Annotated in this window: 16 protein-coding genes; 8 read left to right on the top strand and 8 right to left on the bottom strand. The window is 73.0% G+C overall.

Annotation, left to right across the window (positions count from 1 at the left end; genetic code table 11):
- Positions 1-74: 74 nt before the first annotated feature.
- Positions 75-962 carry a class I SAM-dependent methyltransferase gene (locus tag IH44_RS0100420; protein WP_107066449.1) on the top strand — a complete coding sequence of 296 codons (888 nt, stop codon included), beginning with the start codon at positions 75-77 and terminating at the stop codon, positions 960-962.
- A gap of 60 nt (positions 963-1,022) precedes the next feature.
- Here IH44_RS0100420 and IH44_RS0100415 read toward each other — a convergent pair whose 3' ends face one another.
- Positions 1,023-2,237, bottom strand: coding sequence for a D-alanyl-D-alanine carboxypeptidase family protein (locus IH44_RS0100415; RefSeq protein ID WP_030457319.1), 1,215 nt, complete (start codon positions 2,235-2,237; stop codon positions 1,023-1,025).
- Between the two features lie 138 nt (positions 2,238-2,375).
- Between IH44_RS0100415 and IH44_RS0100410 the strand changes: the two genes are divergently transcribed.
- Positions 2,376-2,648: an SCO4848 family membrane protein gene (locus IH44_RS0100410; RefSeq protein WP_030457318.1), complete on the top strand. Its 273-nt coding sequence runs from the start codon at positions 2,376-2,378 to the stop codon at positions 2,646-2,648.
- 377 nt (positions 2,649-3,025) lie between these two features.
- The gene (locus IH44_RS0100405; protein WP_030457317.1) at positions 3,026-4,369 is read left to right on the top strand and encodes a hypothetical protein; all 1,344 of its coding nucleotides are present in this window, start codon (positions 3,026-3,028) and stop codon (positions 4,367-4,369) included.
- Positions 4,370-4,455: 86 nt separating this feature from the next.
- Here the strand turns inward: IH44_RS0100405 and IH44_RS0100400 are convergent, their stop codons facing one another.
- The 4 genes from IH44_RS0100400 to sdhC are packed head-to-tail and all read right to left on the bottom strand — an operon-like array spanning position 4,456 to position 7,873.
- Positions 4,456-5,229: a succinate dehydrogenase iron-sulfur subunit gene (locus IH44_RS0100400; RefSeq protein ID WP_030457316.1), complete on the bottom strand. Its 774-nt coding sequence runs from the start codon at positions 5,227-5,229 to the stop codon at positions 4,456-4,458.
- Entirely contained in the window at positions 5,229-6,971 is a 1,743-nt protein-coding gene (gene sdhA / locus IH44_RS0100395; RefSeq protein WP_030457315.1) for a succinate dehydrogenase flavoprotein subunit, read from the bottom strand. The genes IH44_RS0100400 and sdhA overlap by 1 nt, the downstream gene beginning before the upstream one ends.
- A 27-nt stretch (positions 6,972-6,998) precedes the next feature.
- Positions 6,999-7,487 carry a succinate dehydrogenase, hydrophobic membrane anchor protein gene (gene sdhD / locus IH44_RS0100390; RefSeq protein ID WP_030457314.1) on the bottom strand — a complete coding sequence of 163 codons (489 nt, stop codon included), beginning with the start codon at positions 7,485-7,487 and terminating at the stop codon, positions 6,999-7,001.
- Positions 7,488-7,492: 5 nt separating this feature from the next.
- Positions 7,493-7,873: a succinate dehydrogenase, cytochrome b556 subunit gene (gene sdhC / locus IH44_RS0100385; protein WP_030457313.1), complete on the bottom strand. Its 381-nt coding sequence runs from the start codon at positions 7,871-7,873 to the stop codon at positions 7,493-7,495.
- 245 nt (positions 7,874-8,118) lie between these two features.
- Between sdhC and IH44_RS0100380 the strand changes: the two genes are divergently transcribed.
- On the top strand, positions 8,119-8,886 hold the full coding sequence (locus tag IH44_RS0100380) for a hypothetical protein (RefSeq protein WP_030457312.1): 768 nt from the start codon (positions 8,119-8,121) through the stop codon (positions 8,884-8,886).
- Here IH44_RS0100380 and IH44_RS0100375 read toward each other — a convergent pair.
- Together IH44_RS0100375 and IH44_RS0100370 are read right to left on the bottom strand one after the other, a co-directional pair.
- On the bottom strand, positions 8,876-9,373 hold the full coding sequence (locus IH44_RS0100375) for a 2-oxo-4-hydroxy-4-carboxy-5-ureidoimidazoline decarboxylase (RefSeq protein ID WP_030457311.1): 498 nt from the start codon (positions 9,371-9,373) through the stop codon (positions 8,876-8,878). The genes IH44_RS0100380 and IH44_RS0100375 overlap by 11 nt on opposite strands.
- Positions 9,374-9,628: 255 nt before the next feature.
- Positions 9,629-10,372: an SDR family oxidoreductase gene (locus IH44_RS0100370; protein ID WP_030457310.1), complete on the bottom strand. Its 744-nt coding sequence runs from the start codon at positions 10,370-10,372 to the stop codon at positions 9,629-9,631.
- Positions 10,373-10,554: 182 nt separating this feature from the next.
- On the opposite strand from IH44_RS0100370, the gene IH44_RS0100365 reads away from it, so the two are divergent.
- Positions 10,555-12,144, top strand: coding sequence for a methylmalonyl-CoA mutase (locus tag IH44_RS0100365; protein WP_030457309.1), 1,590 nt, complete (start codon positions 10,555-10,557; stop codon positions 12,142-12,144).
- A gap of 196 nt (positions 12,145-12,340) precedes the next feature.
- Here the strand turns inward: IH44_RS0100365 and IH44_RS0100360 are convergent, their stop codons facing one another.
- Complete coding sequence (locus IH44_RS0100360; protein ID WP_051816392.1) at positions 12,341-14,395, bottom strand: protease pro-enzyme activation domain-containing protein; 2,055 nt, start codon at positions 14,393-14,395, stop codon at positions 12,341-12,343.
- A 399-nt stretch (positions 14,396-14,794) separates the two neighbouring features.
- Between IH44_RS0100360 and IH44_RS0100355 the strand changes: the two genes are divergently transcribed.
- The 3 genes from IH44_RS0100355 (at position 14,795) to IH44_RS0100345 (ending at position 19,314) form a co-directional block, all read left to right on the top strand.
- Positions 14,795-16,045: an amidohydrolase gene (locus IH44_RS0100355; RefSeq protein WP_030457307.1), complete on the top strand. Its 1,251-nt coding sequence runs from the start codon at positions 14,795-14,797 to the stop codon at positions 16,043-16,045.
- A 286-nt stretch (positions 16,046-16,331) separates the two neighbouring features.
- Positions 16,332-17,399: a BMP family protein gene (locus IH44_RS0100350; protein ID WP_030457306.1), complete on the top strand. Its 1,068-nt coding sequence runs from the start codon at positions 16,332-16,334 to the stop codon at positions 17,397-17,399.
- An 85-nt stretch (positions 17,400-17,484) separates the two neighbouring features.
- Positions 17,485-19,314 (top strand): ABC transporter ATP-binding protein, encoded by a 1,830-nt coding sequence (locus IH44_RS0100345; RefSeq protein WP_232794770.1) that lies wholly within the window; start codon positions 17,485-17,487, stop codon positions 19,312-19,314.
- The last annotated feature ends 4 nt before the right edge of the window (positions 19,315-19,318 follow it).

Raw genomic sequence — 19,318 nt, 5'->3', positions numbered from 1 at the left:
GCCGACCGGCTTCCGCCGACCGCACGCCGCCGCCGCGCCCTACCCGGTCGCCGGCCAGCTCCCCAGGAGACCGTGTGTCCGCACCCGACACCGCCGCCGTGCCGCCCGCCCCCACCGGGCTGCCCGTGCCGGCCACCCCCGACGACGTCCCGGGCTGGTTCTTCCGGGCCGACCAGGAGGTCTTCGCGCACCTGCTCGACCGGCAGAGCGCCGCCGGCACCACCGGCGACCTGCTGGAGCTGGGTGCCTACCTCGGCCGTTCGGCGATCCTGCTCGGCAGCCACCTGCGCGACGGCGAGACCCTCACCGTCTGCGACCTGTTCGACCTCGACGCGCCGGACGACGAGAACTCCGCCGAGATGGACATGTCCTACCGGCAGACCCTGACCCGGCGCGCCTTCGAGACCAACTACCGGGCCTTCCACCCCGCCCTGCCGGTGATCGTCCAGGCCCCCACCTCGGTGCTCGCCGACGGCCGGATCCCGGCCGGCAGCTGCCGCTTCGTCCACGTCGACGCCTCCCACCTGTACGAGCACGTGGCCGGCGACATCCTGGTCGCCCGGGACGCCCTGGCCAAGAACGGCGTCGTCGCCCTCGACGACTACCGGGCCCCGCACACCCCCGGCGTGGCCGCCGCCGTCTGGGAGGCCGTCTTCACCCTCGACCTGCGCCCGGTCCTGCTCACCCCCGAGAAGTTCTACGGCACCTGGGGCGACCCCGACGCCGTCCGCGCCGACCTGCTGGCCCGGGACTGGCGCGGCGAGGGCTTCCGGCTCGACGAGGAGCACCTCGCCGGGCAGCTCTGCCACCGCCTCGCCTGGGACGAGCCCCGGTCCGGGCCGTCCCGGACGCCCACTCCGGCCCGCCGCTCGCTGCCCCGCCGGGTCGCCCTCGACGTGCTGCCGCCGTTCGCCACCCGCTCGGTGCGCCGGGCCCTGCGCGCCGCCCGCCGGGCCGCCTGACGCCCCGGGACGCGCCGGACGGGCGCGCGCCCGTCCGGCGTCCGGTCAGCCCCCGGCCGATCAGCCCCCCGACCGGGCGGCCCGGCGGCGCAGCGCCCGCAGCCGCAGCAGCCCCGCCACCGCGACTGCCGCGCACAGCCCCACCGCCGACCAGGTGGCCGGCCCCGGGCCGCCCGCCGCGGCGTGCGCCGCCAGCCCGCTCGCCGGACCGGCCGGCGGAGCCGACCCGGCCGGGGTGCCCGAGGGCGCCGGGGCGTCCGCCACCGGCTGCGCGGCGGCCGCCGGGGCCTGCTGCTCCGGGGCGCCGTCCTCGGCCAGCACCCCCACCGGGGTGACCTTGCCGGCCGCGGCGAAGCCCCAGTCCAGCAGCGCCGCCGCCTCGTCGTACACCTTCGTGCCGTTCGCCGGGTGCATCACCGTCACCAGCAGGGTCCGCCCGTCGCGCTCGGCCGCGCCGGTGTAGGTGGCGCCCGCGTTGGTGGTGTAGCCGTTCTTCACCCCGATCAGGCCCGGGTACTTGCCCAGCAGCCGGTCGGTGTTGGCGATGCCGAAGCTCCCGCGCTGCCCGGTCTTCTTGTCCACCGCGCCCGGGAACTGCGCCCAGCGGGTCGCGCAGTAGCCGCGGAACTCCGGATTGCGCAGGCCCGCCCGGGCGAACAGGGTCAGGTCGTACGCCGAGGTGACCTGCCCGTCCATGTCGTAGCCGTCCGGGCTGACCACGTGGGTGTCCCGGGCCTGCAACTGCTCGGCCCGGGCCTGCATGTCGGCCACCGTCTTCGCCACGCCGCCGTTCATGTTCGCCAGCACGTGCACCGCGTCGTTGCCGGAGGACAGGAACACCCCGCGCCACAGGTCCTCGACCTTGTAGTCCAGGTCCTCCTTGATGCCCACCAGGCTGCTGCCCGCGCCCATCCCCTGCAGCTCCGTCCAGGTCACCCGGTGCACCTGGGAGGCCGGGAAGCGCGGCAGCACGGTGTCCGCGAACAGCATCTTCAGCGTCGACGCGGGCGGCAGCTGGGCGTGCGCGTTGAACGCCGCCAGCACCTGCCCGCTGCCCGCGTCCGCGACCACCCAGGACTGCCCGGTCAGGTCCTTCGGCAGCGGCGGCGCCCCCGGCCCCGGCGCCACCTGCGCCCCCGCCGCGCCCAGCCGCTCCCCGCCCACCACGCCGGGCGGCGGGGCGTCCCCGGGCACGGCGGCGCCCGCCGGCAGGACGGGCACCAGCAGCAGGGCGGCAGCGGACGAACCGTGGAGAATCCGGCGGATTATCAGCATTCCGGGAAAATAACCCGCACCCCGCCCGGCCCCCGGCGACGCCGCCGCCCCGCGCCACGAACGAGTACCGCCCGCTGCTCCGATCGGCGGGCCCCGCATACTGGACGGGCACCCCGTCTGCCGCGAAGGACCCCCGCCATGAAGCTCAGCCGCCCGGTCTCCTGGTTCCTCACCGCCTTCGGCGTCTGGTCGCTCTTCGTCTGGACGACCTTCGCCAAGAACCTGTGGAAGGACTCCGGCGGCCAGGCCTTCGTCAACGGCGACCACTCCCAGCCCACCGCGTTCTTCTGGGTCCACCTGCTGCTCACCGTCACCTCCCTGCTGCTCGGCCTCGCCATCGGCTGGATCGGCGTCCGCGGCCTGCGCGCCCTGCGCGGCGCGGCCGCCGCCGAGGGCACCGCCGCCGAATAATCCCCCCCCGCGAAAAGGCCCGTCCGAGGCACGGTCGATTCGCTGGCGCAGCACCCGGGCCGAGAAGAAAGACGTCCGGCCGGGCGGGCCCGACCCGCCCGTCCGACGTCTCCCCCGGGGGCCTCGACCCGAGCCGTGCCCCCGCGCCTGCTCGCCGCCTGCGCGACGGCCGCCCCGACCTGTACGCCGTCACCGCCGACCGCCACCTGCTCACCCACCGCGGCACCACCGCGTCCACCGGCCGGGGCGCCCTGGCCTGACGCCGCCCCCTCGGGGCCCCCGGGGGCCGGCGCCGGAGCTTCCCGGTGCGGGCCCCCTTCAAGTGGCCGAATCCCGCTGCTAGCCTGCCCGGCACGAACTGCTGGGAGGGCTTCGGCGTGAGTACCAGTACCACCCTCGGTGAGACCCGCCCGGAGTGGGCGCGGCGGCAGGAACGGGAGCGGCGGCACCGGCGGGCGAAGTCCCGGCTGCGGCTGCCGTCCGCGGTGGCCGCGGCCTGCTGGGCGGTGCTGCTGCTGTGGTGGGCGGCGGTCTACCCGGCGTTCACCGGGGACGCCCCCGAGCCGGGCGCGCCGCTGTACGCGGCCGCGGTGCGGGCCCTGCACACCGGTCCTGCGGTGCTGGTGCAGACCGCGGCGGCGGCCTTCGCCCTCGGCTACCTGGTGGCCGCGCTGGCCCACTTCGGGGTGCGCGGGCGCTACAGCGGGCCGGTCGCGCTGGTACTGGCCGGACTGCCGCCGACCGCGAGCCTGGTGGTCTCGGCCACCCCCGAGGCGATCGCCACCGTCGCCGCGCTGCTGCTCACCGGGGCGGGGCTGCGGCTGCTCGCCCGGCGGGCCCAGGGCACCCTCGCGCAGGGCGGCCCCGCCCAGCGGCTGGACCTGGCCGCGCTGACCGCGGCCGTCTGCGCCCTCGCCCTGACCGGCACCCGGGGCGCCGGGACGGCCCTGGTCGCCGTCGCGGTGCTGCTGCTGTTCCTGCCCGGGGCCCGGGTGCGCCTCGCGCTGCTGACCGTGCTCGCGCTGGCGGTGCCGATCGCGCTCGGACTGCTCGGCCACCCCGCCGCTCGCGGCGGCGACCTGCACCCGCTGCGGGCCGCCGACCTGGCCCGGGCCCAGTACCGGGCCGCCGCCCCGCTGGACCCGGCGCTGACGGCGGTCGCCCCGCCCGCCGACTGGGCCGCGGCAGGCGCCGACTGCTCCGCCACCGCCGCCCTCACCGACCGCTGGAACCCGGCCGCGGCCCGCCGCGCCGGAACCGAACTCGCCGACACCTGGCGGCAGTTGCTCCGCGACCACCCCGACCGGGTACTGGACGCCCGGCTCTGCCGGGGCCGGATCGCCTGGGCCGTGTGGGCGGCCGACGGCGGCCCGCACGCCGCCACCGGGGTGCCCGGCCCGGCGGCCGGCTCGCGCGGCCTGTGGCACCCGCTGCACGCCGCCGCGGGCTGGAGCCACACCCTGCTGCGCGCCCCGCAACTCGACTGGCTGCTGTGGCGCGGCGCCCTGTGGGCCTACCTGGGCCTGGCCGCCGCCGTGCTGCACGCCTGGCGGCACCGGATCCGGGCCCTGGTCCCGGTGGCCGGCGCGGCCGTCCTCGGCGCCCAGCTGGCACTCACCGCCTCCGCCGCCGACCAGGACTACCGGACGATGGGCGCCGCCCTGTTCCTCGGCCCGCTGCTGCTCACCCTCGCCACCGTCCGCACCCGCCGCCCCGCCTGAACGCGGCCCGCCCGGACGCCGCGCGGACCGGACGCCGAAGGGCCCGCCCGGAGCGAACTCCGGACGGGCCCTTCGAGCGGGTCGGACTAGAAGCGACGCGTGACGAGCGCGCGCTTCACCTCCTGGATCGCCTTGGTGACCTCGATGCCGCGCGGGCAGGCCTCCGAGCAGTTGAAGGTGGTGCGGCAACGCCACACGCCCTCACGGTCGTTGAGGATCTCCAGGCGCTGCTCGCCGCCCTCGTCGCGCGAGTCGAAGATGAAGCGGTGCGCGTTGACGATCGCCGCCGGGCCGAAGTACTGGCCGTCGTTCCAGAACACCGGGCACGAGGAGGTGCACGCGGCGCACAGGATGCACTTGGTGGTGTCGTCGAAGCGCTCGCGGTCGGCCTGCGACTGCAGCCGCTCGCGGGTCGGCTCGTTCCCGTTGGTGATCAGGAACGGCATGACGTCCTTGTACGCCTGGAAGAACGGGTCCATGTCCACGATCAGGTCCTTGAGGACCGCGAGGCCCTTGATGGCCTCGATCGTGATCGGCTTCTCCGGGTTGACGTCCTTGATCAGGGTCTTGCACGCCAGCCGGTTGCGCCCGTTGATCCGCATGGCGTCCGAACCGCAGATGCCGTGCGCACAGGAGCGGCGGTACGTGAGCGTGCCGTCCTGCTCCCACTTGATCTTGTTGAGCGCGTCCAGGACGCGCTCCTTCGGGTCCATCTCCAGCTGGTAGTCCACCCACACCGGGTCCGGGTGCTCCTCCGGGTTGAACCGGCGGATCCGGAAGGTGACGCTGATCAGCTGGGTGCTGCCCGCCTCGACCGCGTCCAGCGCGGCCGAGTGCGTCTCGACGGTCGGAGTGGACATCAGTACTTACGCTCCATCGGCTGGTAGCGGGTCTGCACGACCGGCTTGTAGTCGAGGCGGATCGAGGTGGAACCGTCCTCGGCCACCTCGCGGTACGCCATGGTGTGCTGCATGAACTTCACGTCGTCGCGGGTCGGGAAGTCCTCGCGGTAGTGACCGCCGCGGGACTCCTCGCGGGCCAGCGCGGAGACGACCAGGACCTCGGCCAGGTCGAGCAGGTTGCCCAGCTCGACGGCCTCCAGCAGGTCGGTGTTGTAGCGCGAGCCCTTGTCCGCGATCGAGACGTTCTTGAAGCGCTCCTTGAGCGCCGCGACGTCCTCGACGGCCTGCTGCAGGGTCTTGCCGGTGCGGTAGACGGACACGTTGGTGTCCATCGACTCCTGCAGCTCCTGGCGGATCTTGGCGACCGACTCGGTGCCGGTGGACTCCCGCAGGCCCTCCACCAGCGCCTCGACCAGCGCGCCCGGGTTCTCCGGCAGCGGCACGAAGTCGTGCTTGTCGGAGTATTCGGCGGCCGCGATGCCCGCCCGGCGGCCGAACACGTTGATGTCCAGCAGCGAGTTGGTGCCCAGGCGGTTGGCGCCGTGCACCGACACGCACGCGACCTCGCCCGCGGCGTACAGGCCCGGGACGATGTCGGTGTTGTTGCGCAGGACCTCGCCCTCGACGTTGGTCGGGATGCCGCCCATCGCGTAGTGCGCGGTGGGCTGGATCGGGATCGGGTCCGTGTAGGGCTCGATGCCGAGGTAGGTGCGCGCGAACTCGGTGATGTCCGGCAGCTTGGCGTCCAGCTGCTCCGGCGGCAGGTGGGTCAGGTCCAGGTAGACGTGGTCGCCGTCGGGGCCGCAGCCGCGGCCGGCCCGGATCTCCGAGTAGATCGCGCGGGAGCACACGTCACGGGACGCGAGGTCCTTCATGACGGGGGCGTAGCGCTCCATGAAGCGCTCGCCGTCCTTGTTGCGCAGGATGCCGCCCTCGCCGCGGGCGCCCTCGGTGAGCAGGATGCCCATCCGCCAGATGCCCGTCGGGTGGAACTGGAAGAACTCCATGTCCTCCAGCGGCAGGCCCCGGCGCAGCGCCACGGCCTGGCCGTCGCCGGTCAGGGTGTGCGCGTTCGAGGTGACCTTGAACATCTTGCCGGTGCCGCCGGAGGCGAACACCACGGCCTTGGCCTGGAAGACGTGGATCTCGCCGGTGGCGAGCTCGTAGGCCACCACGCCGGCGGTGCGGCCCTCGTTGATCAGCAGGTCGAGGACGTAGAACTCGTTGAAGAACTCGACGCCGTGCTTGACGCAGTTCTGGAACAGCGTCTGCAGGATCATGTGGCCGGTGCGGTCCGCGGCGTAGCAGGACCGGCGGACCGGGGCCTCGCCGTGGTTGCGGGAGTGGCCGCCGAAGCGGCGCTGGTCGATCCGGCCCTGGTCGGTGCGGGAGAAGGGGAGACCCATCTTCTCCAGGTCGAGGACCGCGTCGATGGCCTCCTTGCACATGATCTCGGCGGCGTCCTGGTCGACCAGGTAGTCACCGCCCTTGACCGTGTCGAAGGTGTGCCACTCCCAGTTGTCCTCCTCGACGTTGGCGAGCGCGGCACACATGCCGCCCTGCGCCGCGCCGGTGTGGGACCGGGTCGGGTAGAGCTTGGTCAGCACCGCGGTGCGGCTGCGCTGCGTCGACTCGATGGCCGCGCGCATGCCGGCGCCGCCGGCGCCGACGATGACGGTGTCGTACTGGTGAATCTGCATGGGGGTCAGTCGCCTCTGGTGGCTCGTCTAGATGTTCGGGTCGAAGGTGAAGATCACCAGGGTGCCGAGGACGACCGTGAAGACGGTCGCGACACCGAGGAGACCCTTGAGCCACAGACGAGTGGCGTCCTTCTCCGCGTAGTCGTTGATGACGGTGCGCATGCCGTTGGAGCCGTGCAGCATCGCCAGCCACAGCATCAGCAGGTCCCAGACCTGCCAGAACGGGGACGCCCAGCGGCCCGCCACGAAGGCGAAGCTGACCCGGGAGACACCGCCGTCCAGCATCAGGTTGATCAGCAGGTGGCCGAGGACCAGCACCACCAGGACGACACCCGACAGGCGCATGAACAGCCAGGCGAGCATCTCGAAGTTGGTGCGGGTGCGGCGCGGGGTCTTCTTCGTGCGGGTCCGGGCGGGCTCCACCACGAAGGCGTCGGCCGGGTTGCCGGTGCCCAGTCCCTTGGCGGTGTGGGCCTGGAGGGAGGGGACCACCAGGTCGTTGGTGTCAGTCGACATCAGGATCAGCCCCCGAACCAGGTGCGAAGGGTGTGCTCGAGGACGGGGTAGAAGGCGCCGGCCATCAGGACGACCCAGACGCCCACGACGGTCCACAGCATCTGCTTCTGGTACTTCGGGCCCTTGGCCCAGAAGTCCACCGCCACGACCCGCAGACCGTTCAGGGCGTGGAACAGGATGGCGGCCACCAGGCCGTACTCCATCAGGTTCACCAGCCAGAACTTGTACGTGGCGATCACCGAGTCGTACGCCTCGGGCGACACCCGCACCAGGGCGGTGTCCAGGACATGTGCGAACAGGAAGAAGAAGATCAGGACGCCGGTGACTCGGTGAGCCACCCAGCTCCACATGCCTTCCCGGCCGCGGTACAGCGTTCCAGCCGGCACGGAAAACCCTCCGGAAGCGGTTCGGGGGCTCGGCCGGCTTCGGTGTCGGTCAGCCCGGCCGGATACGGTCCACCGGCCGCGAGCATCCTATCGACGCGCCGTCGGCAACCGCCGTCGGGGGCCCCTGGTGTGATCAATCAGGCACGCACGGCCTAATCGGAACGGGAACTGTGACGCTGCGTCATCGCTTGACCGCGCTACGGTACGCCTCCCGCTCCCCCCGCCGCCCAGCCGAGAGGCCCGCCGTGCGACCCCTGCCCGCCCTCGCCGCCCCCACCGCCCTCGCGCTCGCGCTCGCCGCGGCCGGCTGCACCGGCGCGCCGCGCCCGCCCTCCGCCGACGCCGTGGTGGCCACCACGGCGGCCTCCGCCGGGAGTTCCGCCTGGCCCGAGTACGACGCCGCCGCGGTGCGCGCGCTGGCCGTCACCGACGCCGACCTCGCCCCCGGCTGGCACGTCACCCTGATGCAGCCCGGCCAGAGCGACATCTCCAGCCCCCCGCAGACCGCCGACGCCCCGGCCTGCCAGCCCGTCCTGGACGCCCTCACCCCGTCCAAGGGCGCGGCCGGCCCGCTGGCCGAGACCGACCTCGACATCGCCCGGGCCGGCGACACCCCCGCCTCGCTCTACACCGCGGTGCTGGCCTTCCGGCCCGGCCGGGCCGCCGCCGTGCACTCCGGGCTCGACCGGGTCCTCGACCGCTGCCGGGCGTTCACCTCCACCGCCGGCCGGCACCTGCTCACCCGCCTCGACACGCCCACCCCCGGAGGAGCCGACGCCGCGACCGCCTTCACCCTCACGAATGAAACCGGCGGCACCACCATCGTCCAGCGCGCCCTGGTCACCCGGACCGGGGACCTGCTGGCGGTCTTCACCACCCTCGACGCGACGGGGCACCCGGCGCCGGAGCCGGACCGGGGCGTGGTGGCGGCGCAGCTGGCCAAGTTCGGCCGGAACGGGATGCGGCCGGGGCCCCGGGAAGGGGCCCCGGCCGGGGGGTCCGTCAGCTCTTGACCGCGACCAGGTGTTCCAGGCGGCTGAGCGCGATCCGGCGCAACTCCTCGGCGGAGACCAGGCGTTCCTCGTCGGGGTCGTTGGCGAGCCGGGTGCGGAGCGAGGTGAGGACGGCGTCCAGCATCTCCTCGGGGTCGACGCCGTCCAGGCAGACCACGAAGACGTACCCGAACCGGGCCTCGTACGCGGCGTGGGCGGCGCGCAGCGCGGTGTGCGCGGCCTGGCTGCCGGGCGCGCGCATGCCGAGCAGCGGCTGGGGCATCCAGCTCTCGTCGGCGAGGGCCTCCGCGAGGTCCGCGGGGCGCAGGTCGTAGCTGGCCTCGCTGGCCGCGGCGAGCAGGGACTCTATGTCGGGATAGGGGCGGTGGGCGGTGAGGCGGAGGGCCCAGCGATGGCTGCCGCAACAGGCGAGCAGCGCCTCCTCCACCGCACCGGAGTCGGCTTCGTTGAACCGGTGAAGCCCCAGCAGGGACGGTGCCGACCGCACGTCGAGACGCTGCGGCGGGATGTCGCTGGCCAGCGGATCCTCCTCGTGAGGGCAGGAAGGCGGAATGCTGCAGAGACGGGGGGTGGGCCGGGGAAGGCGGGTGCGGCGGTGCCGCCGCGCGGGGCCGGTACAGCTCGGCGGGGCAGCGCCTCCACGGTAGTTGAGGGCTCATCAGTTGGGGAGGCGGCGGGCCGATTTCACCCGATCGAGCTATCAAGTTGTGACCCGCCGCCCTTTCCGTTCACGCGGAACGGATCAACTGGCCCGGTGCACCTTGTGGTTGGCGGCCTGGGCGCGGGGCCGGACCACCAGCAGGTCGATGTTCACGTGGGCGGGCCGGGTGACCGCCCAGGAGACGGTGTCGGCGACGTCCTCCGAGGTGAGCGGCTCGGCGACGCCCGCGTAGACCGCGTCCGCCTTCTCCCGGTCGCCGCGGAAGCGGGTCAGCGCGAAGCCCTCCGACTTCACCATGCCGGGCGCGATCTCGATCACCCGGACCGGCTCGGCCACGAGTTCGAGGCGCAGGGTCTGGGCCATCGAGTGGACGGCGTGCTTGGCCGCCACGTACCCGCCGCCGCCCTCGTACGCGGCCAGCGCCGCGGTCGAGGACATGATCAGCACGGTGCCCTCGCCGGTGGCGCGCAGCGCGGGCAGCAGCGCCTGGGTCAGGTGCAGCACGCCGATCACGTTGACCTCGTACATGGTGCGCCAGTCCGCCGGGTCGCCGCTCTCGACGCTCTCCGCGCCGAGCGCGCCGCCCGCGTTGTTCACCAGCACGTCGACCCGGCCCACCTCGGCGGCGAACGCGTCCACCGCGGCCCGGTCGGTGACGTCCAGGGTGTAGGGGCGGCCGCCGATCTCCTTCGCCAGCGCCTCGATCCGCTCGGTGCGGCGGGCGGTCAGCACCACCTCGAAGCCGTCCGCGGCCAGGCGGCGGGCGGTGGCCGCCCCGATGCCGCTGCTGGCGCCGGTGACCACGGCCACCTTCTGCTCGGTCATGTTCGTGCACTCCTCGTGTGTCCGGTCGGTGGACCGATCATCCCAAGGAGCGGGTCGCGGATGTTGTGAGCAAGGTCCCAGCCGTGGCATCTGTCTGCTCCCGACGGGGCACGGCTACATTGCGTATCCAGCCGACCCGTTAATCGGCGCTAACCCTCACACCTTTCCCGCGGAGGACACCCATGGCAGCCGAGCCCCGCCGCACCGAGTCGGGCCTGCCGATCGAGCCGGTGTACGGCCCCGACACCCTGGACGGCTTCGACGCCGCGAGCCGGCTCGGCGCGCCCGGCCGGTACCCGTTCACCCGCGGCGTGTACCCGACCATGTACACCGGCAAGCCGTGGACGATGCGCCAGTACGCCGGCTTCGGCACCGCCGCCGAGTCCAACGCCCGCTACAAGCAGCTCATCGCCAACGGCACCATGGGCCTGTCGGTGGCCTTCGACCTGCCGACCCAGATGGGCTACGACTCGGACGCCGCGATCTCGCACGGCGAGGTCGGCAAGGTCGGCGTGGCGATCGACAGCGTCGAGGACATGAACGTGCTCTTCGGCGGCATCCCGCTCGGCGAGGTCTCCACCTCGATGACCATCAACGCGCCCGGCTCGCTGCTGCTGCTGCTCTACCAGCTGGTCGGCGAGGCGCAGGGCGTGCCGTCGAACAAGCTCACCGGCACCATCCAGAACGACGTGCTCAAGGAGTACATCGCCCGCGGCACGTACATCTTCCCGCCCAAGCCCAGCCTGCGGCTGATCGCCGACGTGTTCCAGTACTGCCGGGCCGAGATCCCCAAGTGGAACACCATCTCCATCTCCGGCTACCACATGGCCGAGGCCGGGGCGAACCCCGCGCAGGAGATCGCCTTCACCCTCGCCAACGGCATCGAGTACGTCCGCACCGCGGTCGCCGCCGGGATGGACGTCGACGACTTCGCGCCCCGGCTCTCCTTCTTCTTCGTCTCCCGCACCACGCTGCTGGAGGAGGTCGCCAAGTTCCGTGCCGCGCGCCGGATCTGGGCCCGCGTCATGAAGGAGGAGTTCGGCGCGAAGAACCCCAAGTCGCAGATGCTGCGCTTCCACACCCAGACCGCGGGCGTCCAACTCACCGCCCAGCAGCCCGAGGTCAACCTGGTCCGGGTCTCGGTGCAGGCGCTCGCCGCGGTGCTGGGCGGCACCCAGTCGCTGCACACCAACTCCTTCGACGAGGCGATCGCCCTGCCGACCGAGAAGTCCGCCCGGCTCGCGCTGCGCACCCAGCAGGTGCTCGCCTTCGAGACCGACGTCACCGCCACCGTCGACCCGTTCGCCGGCTCCTACGTGGTCGAGGCGATGACGGACGAGCTGGAGGCCGCGGCGCTGGAACTGATGGCCAAGGTCGAGGACATGGGCGGCGCCGTCGCCGCCATCGAACAGGGCTACCAGAAGGGCGAGATCGAGCGCACCGCGTACCGCATCCAGCAGGAGCAGGACTCCGGCGAGCGGACCGTGGTCGGCGTCAACCGCTTCCAGCTCGCCGAGGAGGAGCCCTACGAGCCGCTGCGGGTCGACCCGGCGATCGAGGCCCAGCAGGCCGAGCGGCTGGCCCGGCTGCGGGCCGACCGGGACTCGGCGGCGGTGGGCCGGGCGCTGTCGCAGCTGCGCAAGGCCGCGGAGGGCACCGACAACGTGCTCTACCCGATGAAGGAGGCCCTGGCGGCCCGGGCCACGGTCGGCGAGGTCTGCGACGCGCTGCGCGGCGTGTGGGGGACGTACGTGCCGGTCGACCGGTTCTGAGGCCGCGACGCGAGGGGCGGCGGCGCTCCGGCGGTGCAACTCGCCGCCGGTGCCGCGACCTTGCCGGCGTGCGCCTTCCGCTTCGCGCAGTTCCCCGCGCCCCTGACGGGGCGCGGGGACGGAGTCGGAGCAGGGGGACGGCGAGAGGGGCTGCCGGGGGAGTTCCCCCGGCAGCCCCTCTGCCGTGTGCCGCCGGTTACTTCTTGATGGCGAAGGACTTGAAGAAGTCCTTGCCCGGGGAGCCCAGGCCGGTGGCGGTGTCGTAGCCGCGGTCGGCCGAGAGGCCGAAGTCGGCGCCGATCTTGTAGAGGCGGACCCGGAGGGTGTTGTTCACCACGCCGAGGTCGACCACGTTGCCGCGCTTGGTGTGGACGGCGTCGTCGTTCACGTCGTGGAAGGCCTTGCTGCCGGCCCGGTCGTAGAGGGCCGGGTTGGCGAAGCCGAGGGCGCGGCCGCCGCGGGACTGGATGGCGTTGGCGAACATCGCGGCGGTCTCCGGGGCGGAGACCGAGGTGCCGCCGTAGCCGCCCTCGCTGTAGGTGCCGCCGTCGGTGAAGCCGACCAGGGTGGCGGCGACCAGGTCACCGCTCATGGCGATGTCGGGGGTGGCGCGCAGCGGGGTGGCGGACTTGGTGCCGTCGGCCGCGGTCTTGGAGATCCGGTCGGGGACGACGCCCTGCTGGTACCACGGCTGGGCGAAGTCCTTGGAGACGCCGCCGCCGCCACCGAAGTAGAAGGCGCCGGGGAACGGGCTCCAGGACTTCTGGTCGGCGGAGAGCACCGAGCGCAGGTCGCCCATCGAGACCTCGGCGCCGTACTTGCCGGCCTTGTCGTCGAGCTGGAGGGCGGTGCCGCCGACCGAGGTGACCCACGGCGAGGCGGACGGCCAGTCGGCCTGCGCCTGGTTGGTGTCCTTCTGGCAGTTGGCGCCGGTGGCGGCCGCGCCCGGGGAGCTGTCGCCGCAGTCGCCGGAGGAGAAGGTGAAGCCGATGCCGGTCACCGCGCCGAGCTGGAAGATCTGGTTGTCGGCGGCGACCACGGCCGGGTCGATGTCGCCCCCGGTGCCGTGCATGATCTCGCCCCAGGAGTTGGAGACGATGTCGGCCAGGTGCCCGTCGACGACCTTGGCCATCGCGTCGTACAGGTCCTCGTCGTAGCAGGAGTTGCCGCCGACGTAGACGACCTGCGCGTCGGGCGCGAGGCCGTGGACCATCTCGACGTCGAGCGCCTCCTCGCCGGCCCAGCCGGCCGGGCCGCCGCACTCGTCCTGGTGGGTCCACTTGTCCGGGGTGACGTACTCGGTGTACTGGCCCGGCTTGAACGGCTGGTCGCCGTGCAGCGAGGAGTAGTGGTTGGCGTCCTGCTCCATGGTGGACAGGCCGTAGGCGTCGATGATCGCCACCCGGGCGCCCTTGCCGGAGACCTTGGCGTCGGTGACGCCGTAGGCCTTGCGCAGCTGGGAGGGGACGTACGAGCAGGGGGCGAAGGGCTCGTTCTTCTCGTAGCCGACCGGGGCGCCCTTGGCGGTCTTGGAGCCGTAGCCGTCCTCGGAGCAGGTCGGCACGTCCGGCAGGGTGGCCGGGGCCTTCTTGTCCGGGGCGGCGAGCCGGGAGGCGGCGTTCGCGCGCTGCTCGGCCTCGCGCACCGAGGTGGCGGTCGAGCTGTTCTGGTGGATCGCGTCGGCCAGGCCGGAGACGGCCAGCACCGAGCCGGCCACCGCGGCGGGGACCTTGGCGTCGGTGGTGGGCGCGCGGTGGGTGCCGTCCGCGGTGCGGTAGTTGTGGAAGCCGGTGCCGAAGGCCTTGGCCATCGCGGCGGTGGAGCCGGCCACCTGCACGTAGTGGTTGGTGCTGGCGGAGACCGTCAGGCCCGCGCCGGTCACCCAGTCGGTGACGGCCTTGACCTGCTCCGGGCCGGCGCCGAACTTCGCCTGGACCTGGTCCGAGGTCAGGTACTGGCCGTAGGAGCCCGAGTTCGGGTCGGAGACGGCCTTGGCGAGCGCGGCCAGGCCGCTGGCGTCGCGGCCGGCCAGGTAGATCCGCGCGGTGGCCGGGGCGGCCGCGTCGGCGGCGCCGGCGTCGGCCTGCGGGGTGGCCCACTCGGGGTGGGTGCCGGGCAGCGCCTGGGCGCCGTCGCCGGCCGGGGTGGCGGCGGAGGCCGGAGCGACCGCGCCGAGGGTGGCGAGGATGAGTGCGGCGGCGACGGTGGCCGGAGCGATGCTCTTTGCGAGCTTGTTGCGCGCGATGGGCACGTCGGTCCCCCCTTCTCGTTCGATGGATCGTCAGCTGCCCCTCGTGAGGGCGTGACGAGGTGCGCCGCGAGCGGAAGACCCCCCACCGCGGCACCGGAGTTGACTGTGCGGAAGCTGTCTATTCGGACTGATGTACGCCACTCAAGAGCAGGTCCGAAAGCTTTACCCCCGCATGACTCGATCGGGGGGAAACGTTTGACCGGGGGCGCTCCGGGGTCCGCACGGAGCAGCCGCCGTGTCCGATCGCCGGTGCGGGTCGTTGCACAGGGGCAGGGGGGTCGGAACGAAGGGCGGCGAAACGAAGTGTCCTACCCACCCCAGCGGCCGCTATGCACCCATCCGGTGATCAGTTCTCCGGAACCCGGGCCAAAACCCCACCGTCGGCCTACTCTTGTCAAGGTGAACGATCCCCAGCCGGCAGCCGCCGCCACCGTCACCGCCGCCCGCCCGCCCGCCGACCTGCGCGCCCGGGTGGCGTCGTACCGGGACGAGTTGATCGAGCTGCGCCGTGACCTCCACCGGCACCCCGAGCTCGGCCGCCAGGAGTTCCGCACCACCCGGCTGCTGCGCGAGCGGCTGGTCGCCGCCGGGCTGGAGCCGCGGGTGCTGCCGGGCGGCACCGGGCTGCTGGTGGACCTCGTCCCGCCGGGCACCGCGCCGGGCACCCCGCTGCTGGCGTTCCGCGCGGACATCGACGCGCTGCCGATCGACGACGCCAAGCAGGACGTGCCGTACCGCTCCACGCTCCCCGGCCGGGCGCACGCCTGCGGCCACGACGTGCACACCGCGGTGGTGCTCGGCACCGGCCTGGTGCTGGCCGAGGCGCTGGCCGCCGGGGAGCTGGCCCGCCCGGTGCGGCTGATCTTCCAGCCCGCCGAGGAGATGATGCCCGGCGGCGCGCTGGACGTCGTCGCGGCCGGCGGGATGGAGGGGGTGGGGCGGATCTTCGCCGTGCACTGCGACCCCAAGGTGCCGGTCGGCCGGATCGGGCTGAAGACCGGGGCGATCACCTCGGCCTGCGACAAGGTGCGGATCGCGCTGGACGGCCCGGGCGGGCACACCGCCCGCCCGCACCTGACCACCGACCTGGTCACCGCGGTGGCCAAGCTGGCCGCCGAACTGCCCGCCGGGCTCTCCCGCCGGATGGACCCGCGCTGGGGCGTCTCGCTGGTGTGGGGGCGGATCGCGTCCGGCTCCGCGCCGAACGTGATCCCGCAGCACGCCGAACTGGAGGGCACCGTCCGCTGCCTGGAGCTGGCCGGCTGGCGGGAGGCGCCGGAGGTGCTGGAGGAACTGGTCGCGCACCTGGCCGAGACGCACCGCGCCAAGTGGACGCTGGACTACCACCGGGGCGTCCCGCCGGTGGTCAACGAGGCCGCGTCGATCGACCAGTTGGAGACCGCGATGAACGCCCGGTTCGCCGACGGCGGCGGCCCGGTGGTCGAGCCCACCGAGCAGAGCCTGGGCGGCGAGGACTTCTCCTGGTACCTGGAGCACGCCCCCGGCGCGCTGGCCCGGCTCGGGGTGCGCGGCCCGGACGAGAAGGGCCCGCGCGACCTCCACCAGGGCGACTTCGACGCGGACGAGCGGGCGATCGGCATCGGCGTCGAACTGTTCGCCGCGCTGGCGCTGGAGCACGCCCGGATCTGACCCGTTCGCGCGCGCGGGGAGCCCGGGGCCGCGGCCCCGGGCTCCCCGCACTTCGGCGCGGCACCTTCTCGGTCCCCGGGAGGGGGCGTACCGTGGTGGCCCGATACCAGCCGGTAATGAACATCGGGTTGACCGTGTGTGCGGCTATGTCCGGATTTGCCTGGGCGTACGACCACATTTTGATAACAACCCGGATGCCTCCGCAGGCCGTAACACAACCGTGTTCTACGCGCGTTACGGTGGCGCTCGACCACGCCAACCGGGTGTGTGAGAAGGAGAAACTCCCTTGCGCCGTTCACTCAAGCTCGCCGCGGTCGTGCTCTCGGGTTCCCTGGGCATCGCCTCGCTCGCCGCCTGCGGCGCAAAGAGCACCGACGACAAGTCCTCGGCCGGTGCCGGGGCCTCCGGTTTCAAGGTCGGCATGGCCTACGACATCGGCGGCCGCGGCGACCAGTCCTTCAACGACTCCGCCGCGCGCGGCCTGGACAAGGCCAAGAACGAGCTGGGCGCCACCGTGAACGAGGCCGAGGCCAAGTCCGGCGAGTCCGAGAGCGACCGCGAGCAGCGGCTCAAGTCCCTGGTGACCAGCGGCTTCAACCCGATCATCGCGGTCGGCTTCGCCTACCAGGACGCGGTGGACAAGGTCGCGGCGGAGAACCCGAACGTCAACTTCGCCATCATCGACTCCGCGGCGGCCGACCAGCCGAAGAACGTCACCTCGCTGACCTTCTCCGAGGAGCAGGGCTCCTACCTGGCCGGCGTGGCCGCGGCCAGCAAGTCGAAGACCAACCACATCGGCTTCATCGGCGGCGTGCAGTCCGAGCTGATCAAGAAGTTCGAGGCCGGCTACACCGCGGGCGCCAAGTCGGTGAACTCCGGCATCACCATCGAGGTCACCTACCTGAGCACCCCGCCGGACACCTCCGGCTTCGCCGACCCGGGCAAGGGCAAGCAGGCCGCCCAGGGCCAGCTCGACAAGGGCGCCGACGTCATCTACTCGGCGGCCGGCTCCTCCGGCACCGGCGCGATCGAGGCCGTCTCCACCGCCGCCGGCGAGAAGAACGACAAGTGGGCCATCGGCGTCGACTCCGACCAGGCCAAGCAGCCGGCCCTGGAGAAGTACAAGACCCACATCCTCACCTCGATGGTCAAGAACGTGGACACCGCGGTGTTCACCTACATCAAGTCGGCCAAGGACGGCAACGTGCTGACCGGCGTGAAGAACTTCGACCTCAAGGAGGGCGGCGTCTCGCTGGCCGTCACCGGCGGCTACATCGACGACCTCAAGGCGAAGCTCGACGCCGCCACCCAGCAGATCACCAGCGGCCAGACCACGGTCCCGACCGCCCCGTAAGGACGGCAGCGGCCCCGCCGCACCCCGCCCCCACCCGGCGGCGGACCGGCGGGCCCACCGGATCGCACGGCAGGGGCCCGGACGGATGCGCCCAGGCGCGCCCGCCCGGGCCCCTGCCGGTTCCGTCCCCACCGCCGCACCACGCCCCGGCCCCGCGGCGCGGCTCCTCCCGGGTTTCCCCCTGAGCCCTCAGCGCGACGAAGCGCCCGACGACCAGCAGGAGATCGCCATCACCCCCTCCGACTCCGTCCCGACGGACGGCACCCCCCGCGCGGGGACGGCGACACCTGCCGTCGAACTGCGCGGCATCACCAAGCGCTTCCCCGGCGTGGTGGCCAACCACGACATCGACATCACCGTGCAGCGGGGCACCGTCCACGCGCTGATGGGCGAGAACGGCGCGGGCAAGTCCACCCTGATGAAGATCCTCTACGGGATGCAGAAGCCGGACGAGGGCACCATCGCCATCGACGGCGAGCGGGTGGAGTTCTCCACCCCCGCGGACGCCATCGCGCGCGGCATCGGGATGGTCCACCAGCACTTCATGCTGGCCGACAACTTCACCGTCTGGGAGAACATCGTCCTGGGCGGCGAGAGCCTGTACGGCATCGGCGCCAGGGCCAAGGCCCGGATCCGCGAGCTCTCCGACCAGTACGGCCTGGGCGTCAAGCCGGACGCGCTGGTCGAGGACCTGGGCGTGGCCGACCGGCAGCGCGTCGAGATCCTCAAGGTGCTCTACCGCGGCGCCCGGATCCTGATCCTGGACGAGCCGACCGCGGTCCTCGTCCCGCAGGAGGTCGACGCGCTGTTCGACAACCTGCGCGAGCTCAAGGCCGAGGGCGTCACCGTCATCTTCATCTCGCACAAGCTGCACGAGGTGCTCTCGGTGGCCGACGCGATCAGCGTGATCCGCCGCGGCACCACCGTCGGCGACGCCGACCCGCGCGAGGTGACCGCCCGCCAGCTCGCCGAGCTGATGGTCGGCGCCGAACTGCCCTCCCCGGAGAGCCGCGAGTCCACCGTCACCGACACCGAGATGCTCCGGGTCGAGGGCCTGCGGATCGCCAAGCCGGACGCCGAGGGCGTCGAGCGGGTCGTCCTGGACGACGTCTCGCTGCGGATCCGCAAGGGCGAGATCCTCGGCATCGCCGGCGTCGAGGGCAACGGCCAGGCCGAACTGGTCGAGGCCATCATGGGCATGCTGCCGCTGGACGCCGGCACCGTCGTGCTGGACGGCGCCGACCTGACCCGCACCCTGACCCGGGCCCGCCGCGAGGCCGGCATCGGCTACATCCCCGAGGACCGGCACCGGCACGGCCTGCTGCTGGAAGCCCCGCTGTGGGAGAACCGGATCCTCGGCCACGTCACCGAGCGGCCCAACTCCAAGGGCGTGCTGCTCGACCTGGTCGGCGCCCGCGCCGACACCCAGCGGATCGTCGAGGAGTACGACGTCCGCACCCCCGGCATCGAGGTCACCGCGGCCTCGCTGTCCGGCGGCAACCAGCAGAAGCTGATCATCGGCCGGGAGATGAGCCACTCCCCGAAGCTGCTGATCGCCGCCCACCCCACCCGCGGCGTGGACGTCGGCGCGCAGGCCCAGATCTGGGAGCAGATCCGCTCCGCCCAGCGCGACGGCCTCGCGGTGCTGCTGATCTCCGCCGACCTGGACGAGCTGATCGGCCTGTCCGACACCATCCGGGTGATCTACCGCGGCCGCCTGGTCGCCGACGCCGACCCGGCCACCGTCACCGCCGAGGACCTGGGCAGCGCGATGACCGGCGCCGCCACCGGCCACATCGAGTCCGACCCGGAGGCCGTCGCCGAGGCGCAGGCCCTCGCGGCCGAGGCCACCGAGGCCGCCGCCGAGGCGACCCCGCCCACCGACACCGCCGACGACGAGCAGGCGGGGGAGTAACCAC

The organism is Kitasatospora sp. NRRL B-11411 (assembly GCF_000721345.1).
GTDB lineage: Bacteria > Actinomycetota > Actinomycetes > Streptomycetales > Streptomycetaceae > Kitasatospora > Kitasatospora cineracea.
Note: the sequence above shows the minus strand (reverse complement) of the source record. Positions and strands in the feature narration are given on the sequence as shown.

Bases quoted from the DNA above. Each gene is read 5' to 3' on its own strand.
- IH44_RS0100415 (WP_030457319.1), bottom strand. From the start codon at position 2,237: ATGCTGATAATCCGCCGGATTCTCCACGGTTCGTCCGCTGCCGCCCTG.
- IH44_RS0100410 (WP_030457318.1), top strand. From the start codon at position 2,376: ATGAAGCTCAGCCGCCCGGTCTCCTGGTTCCTCACCGCCTTCGGCGTC.
- IH44_RS0100400 (WP_030457316.1), bottom strand. From the start codon at position 5,229: ATGTCCACTCCGACCGTCGAGACGCACTCGGCCGCGCTGGACGCGGTC.
- sdhA (WP_030457315.1), bottom strand. From the start codon at position 6,971: ATGCAGATTCACCAGTACGACACCGTCATCGTCGGCGCCGGCGGCGCC.
- sdhD (WP_030457314.1), bottom strand. From the start codon at position 7,487: ATGTCGACTGACACCAACGACCTGGTGGTCCCCTCCCTCCAGGCCCAC.
- IH44_RS0100370 (WP_030457310.1), bottom strand. From the start codon at position 10,372: ATGACCGAGCAGAAGGTGGCCGTGGTCACCGGCGCCAGCAGCGGCATC.
- IH44_RS0100365 (WP_030457309.1), top strand. From the start codon at position 10,555: ATGGCAGCCGAGCCCCGCCGCACCGAGTCGGGCCTGCCGATCGAGCCG.
- IH44_RS0100345 (WP_232794770.1), top strand. From the start codon at position 17,485: ATGCGCCCAGGCGCGCCCGCCCGGGCCCCTGCCGGTTCCGTCCCCACC.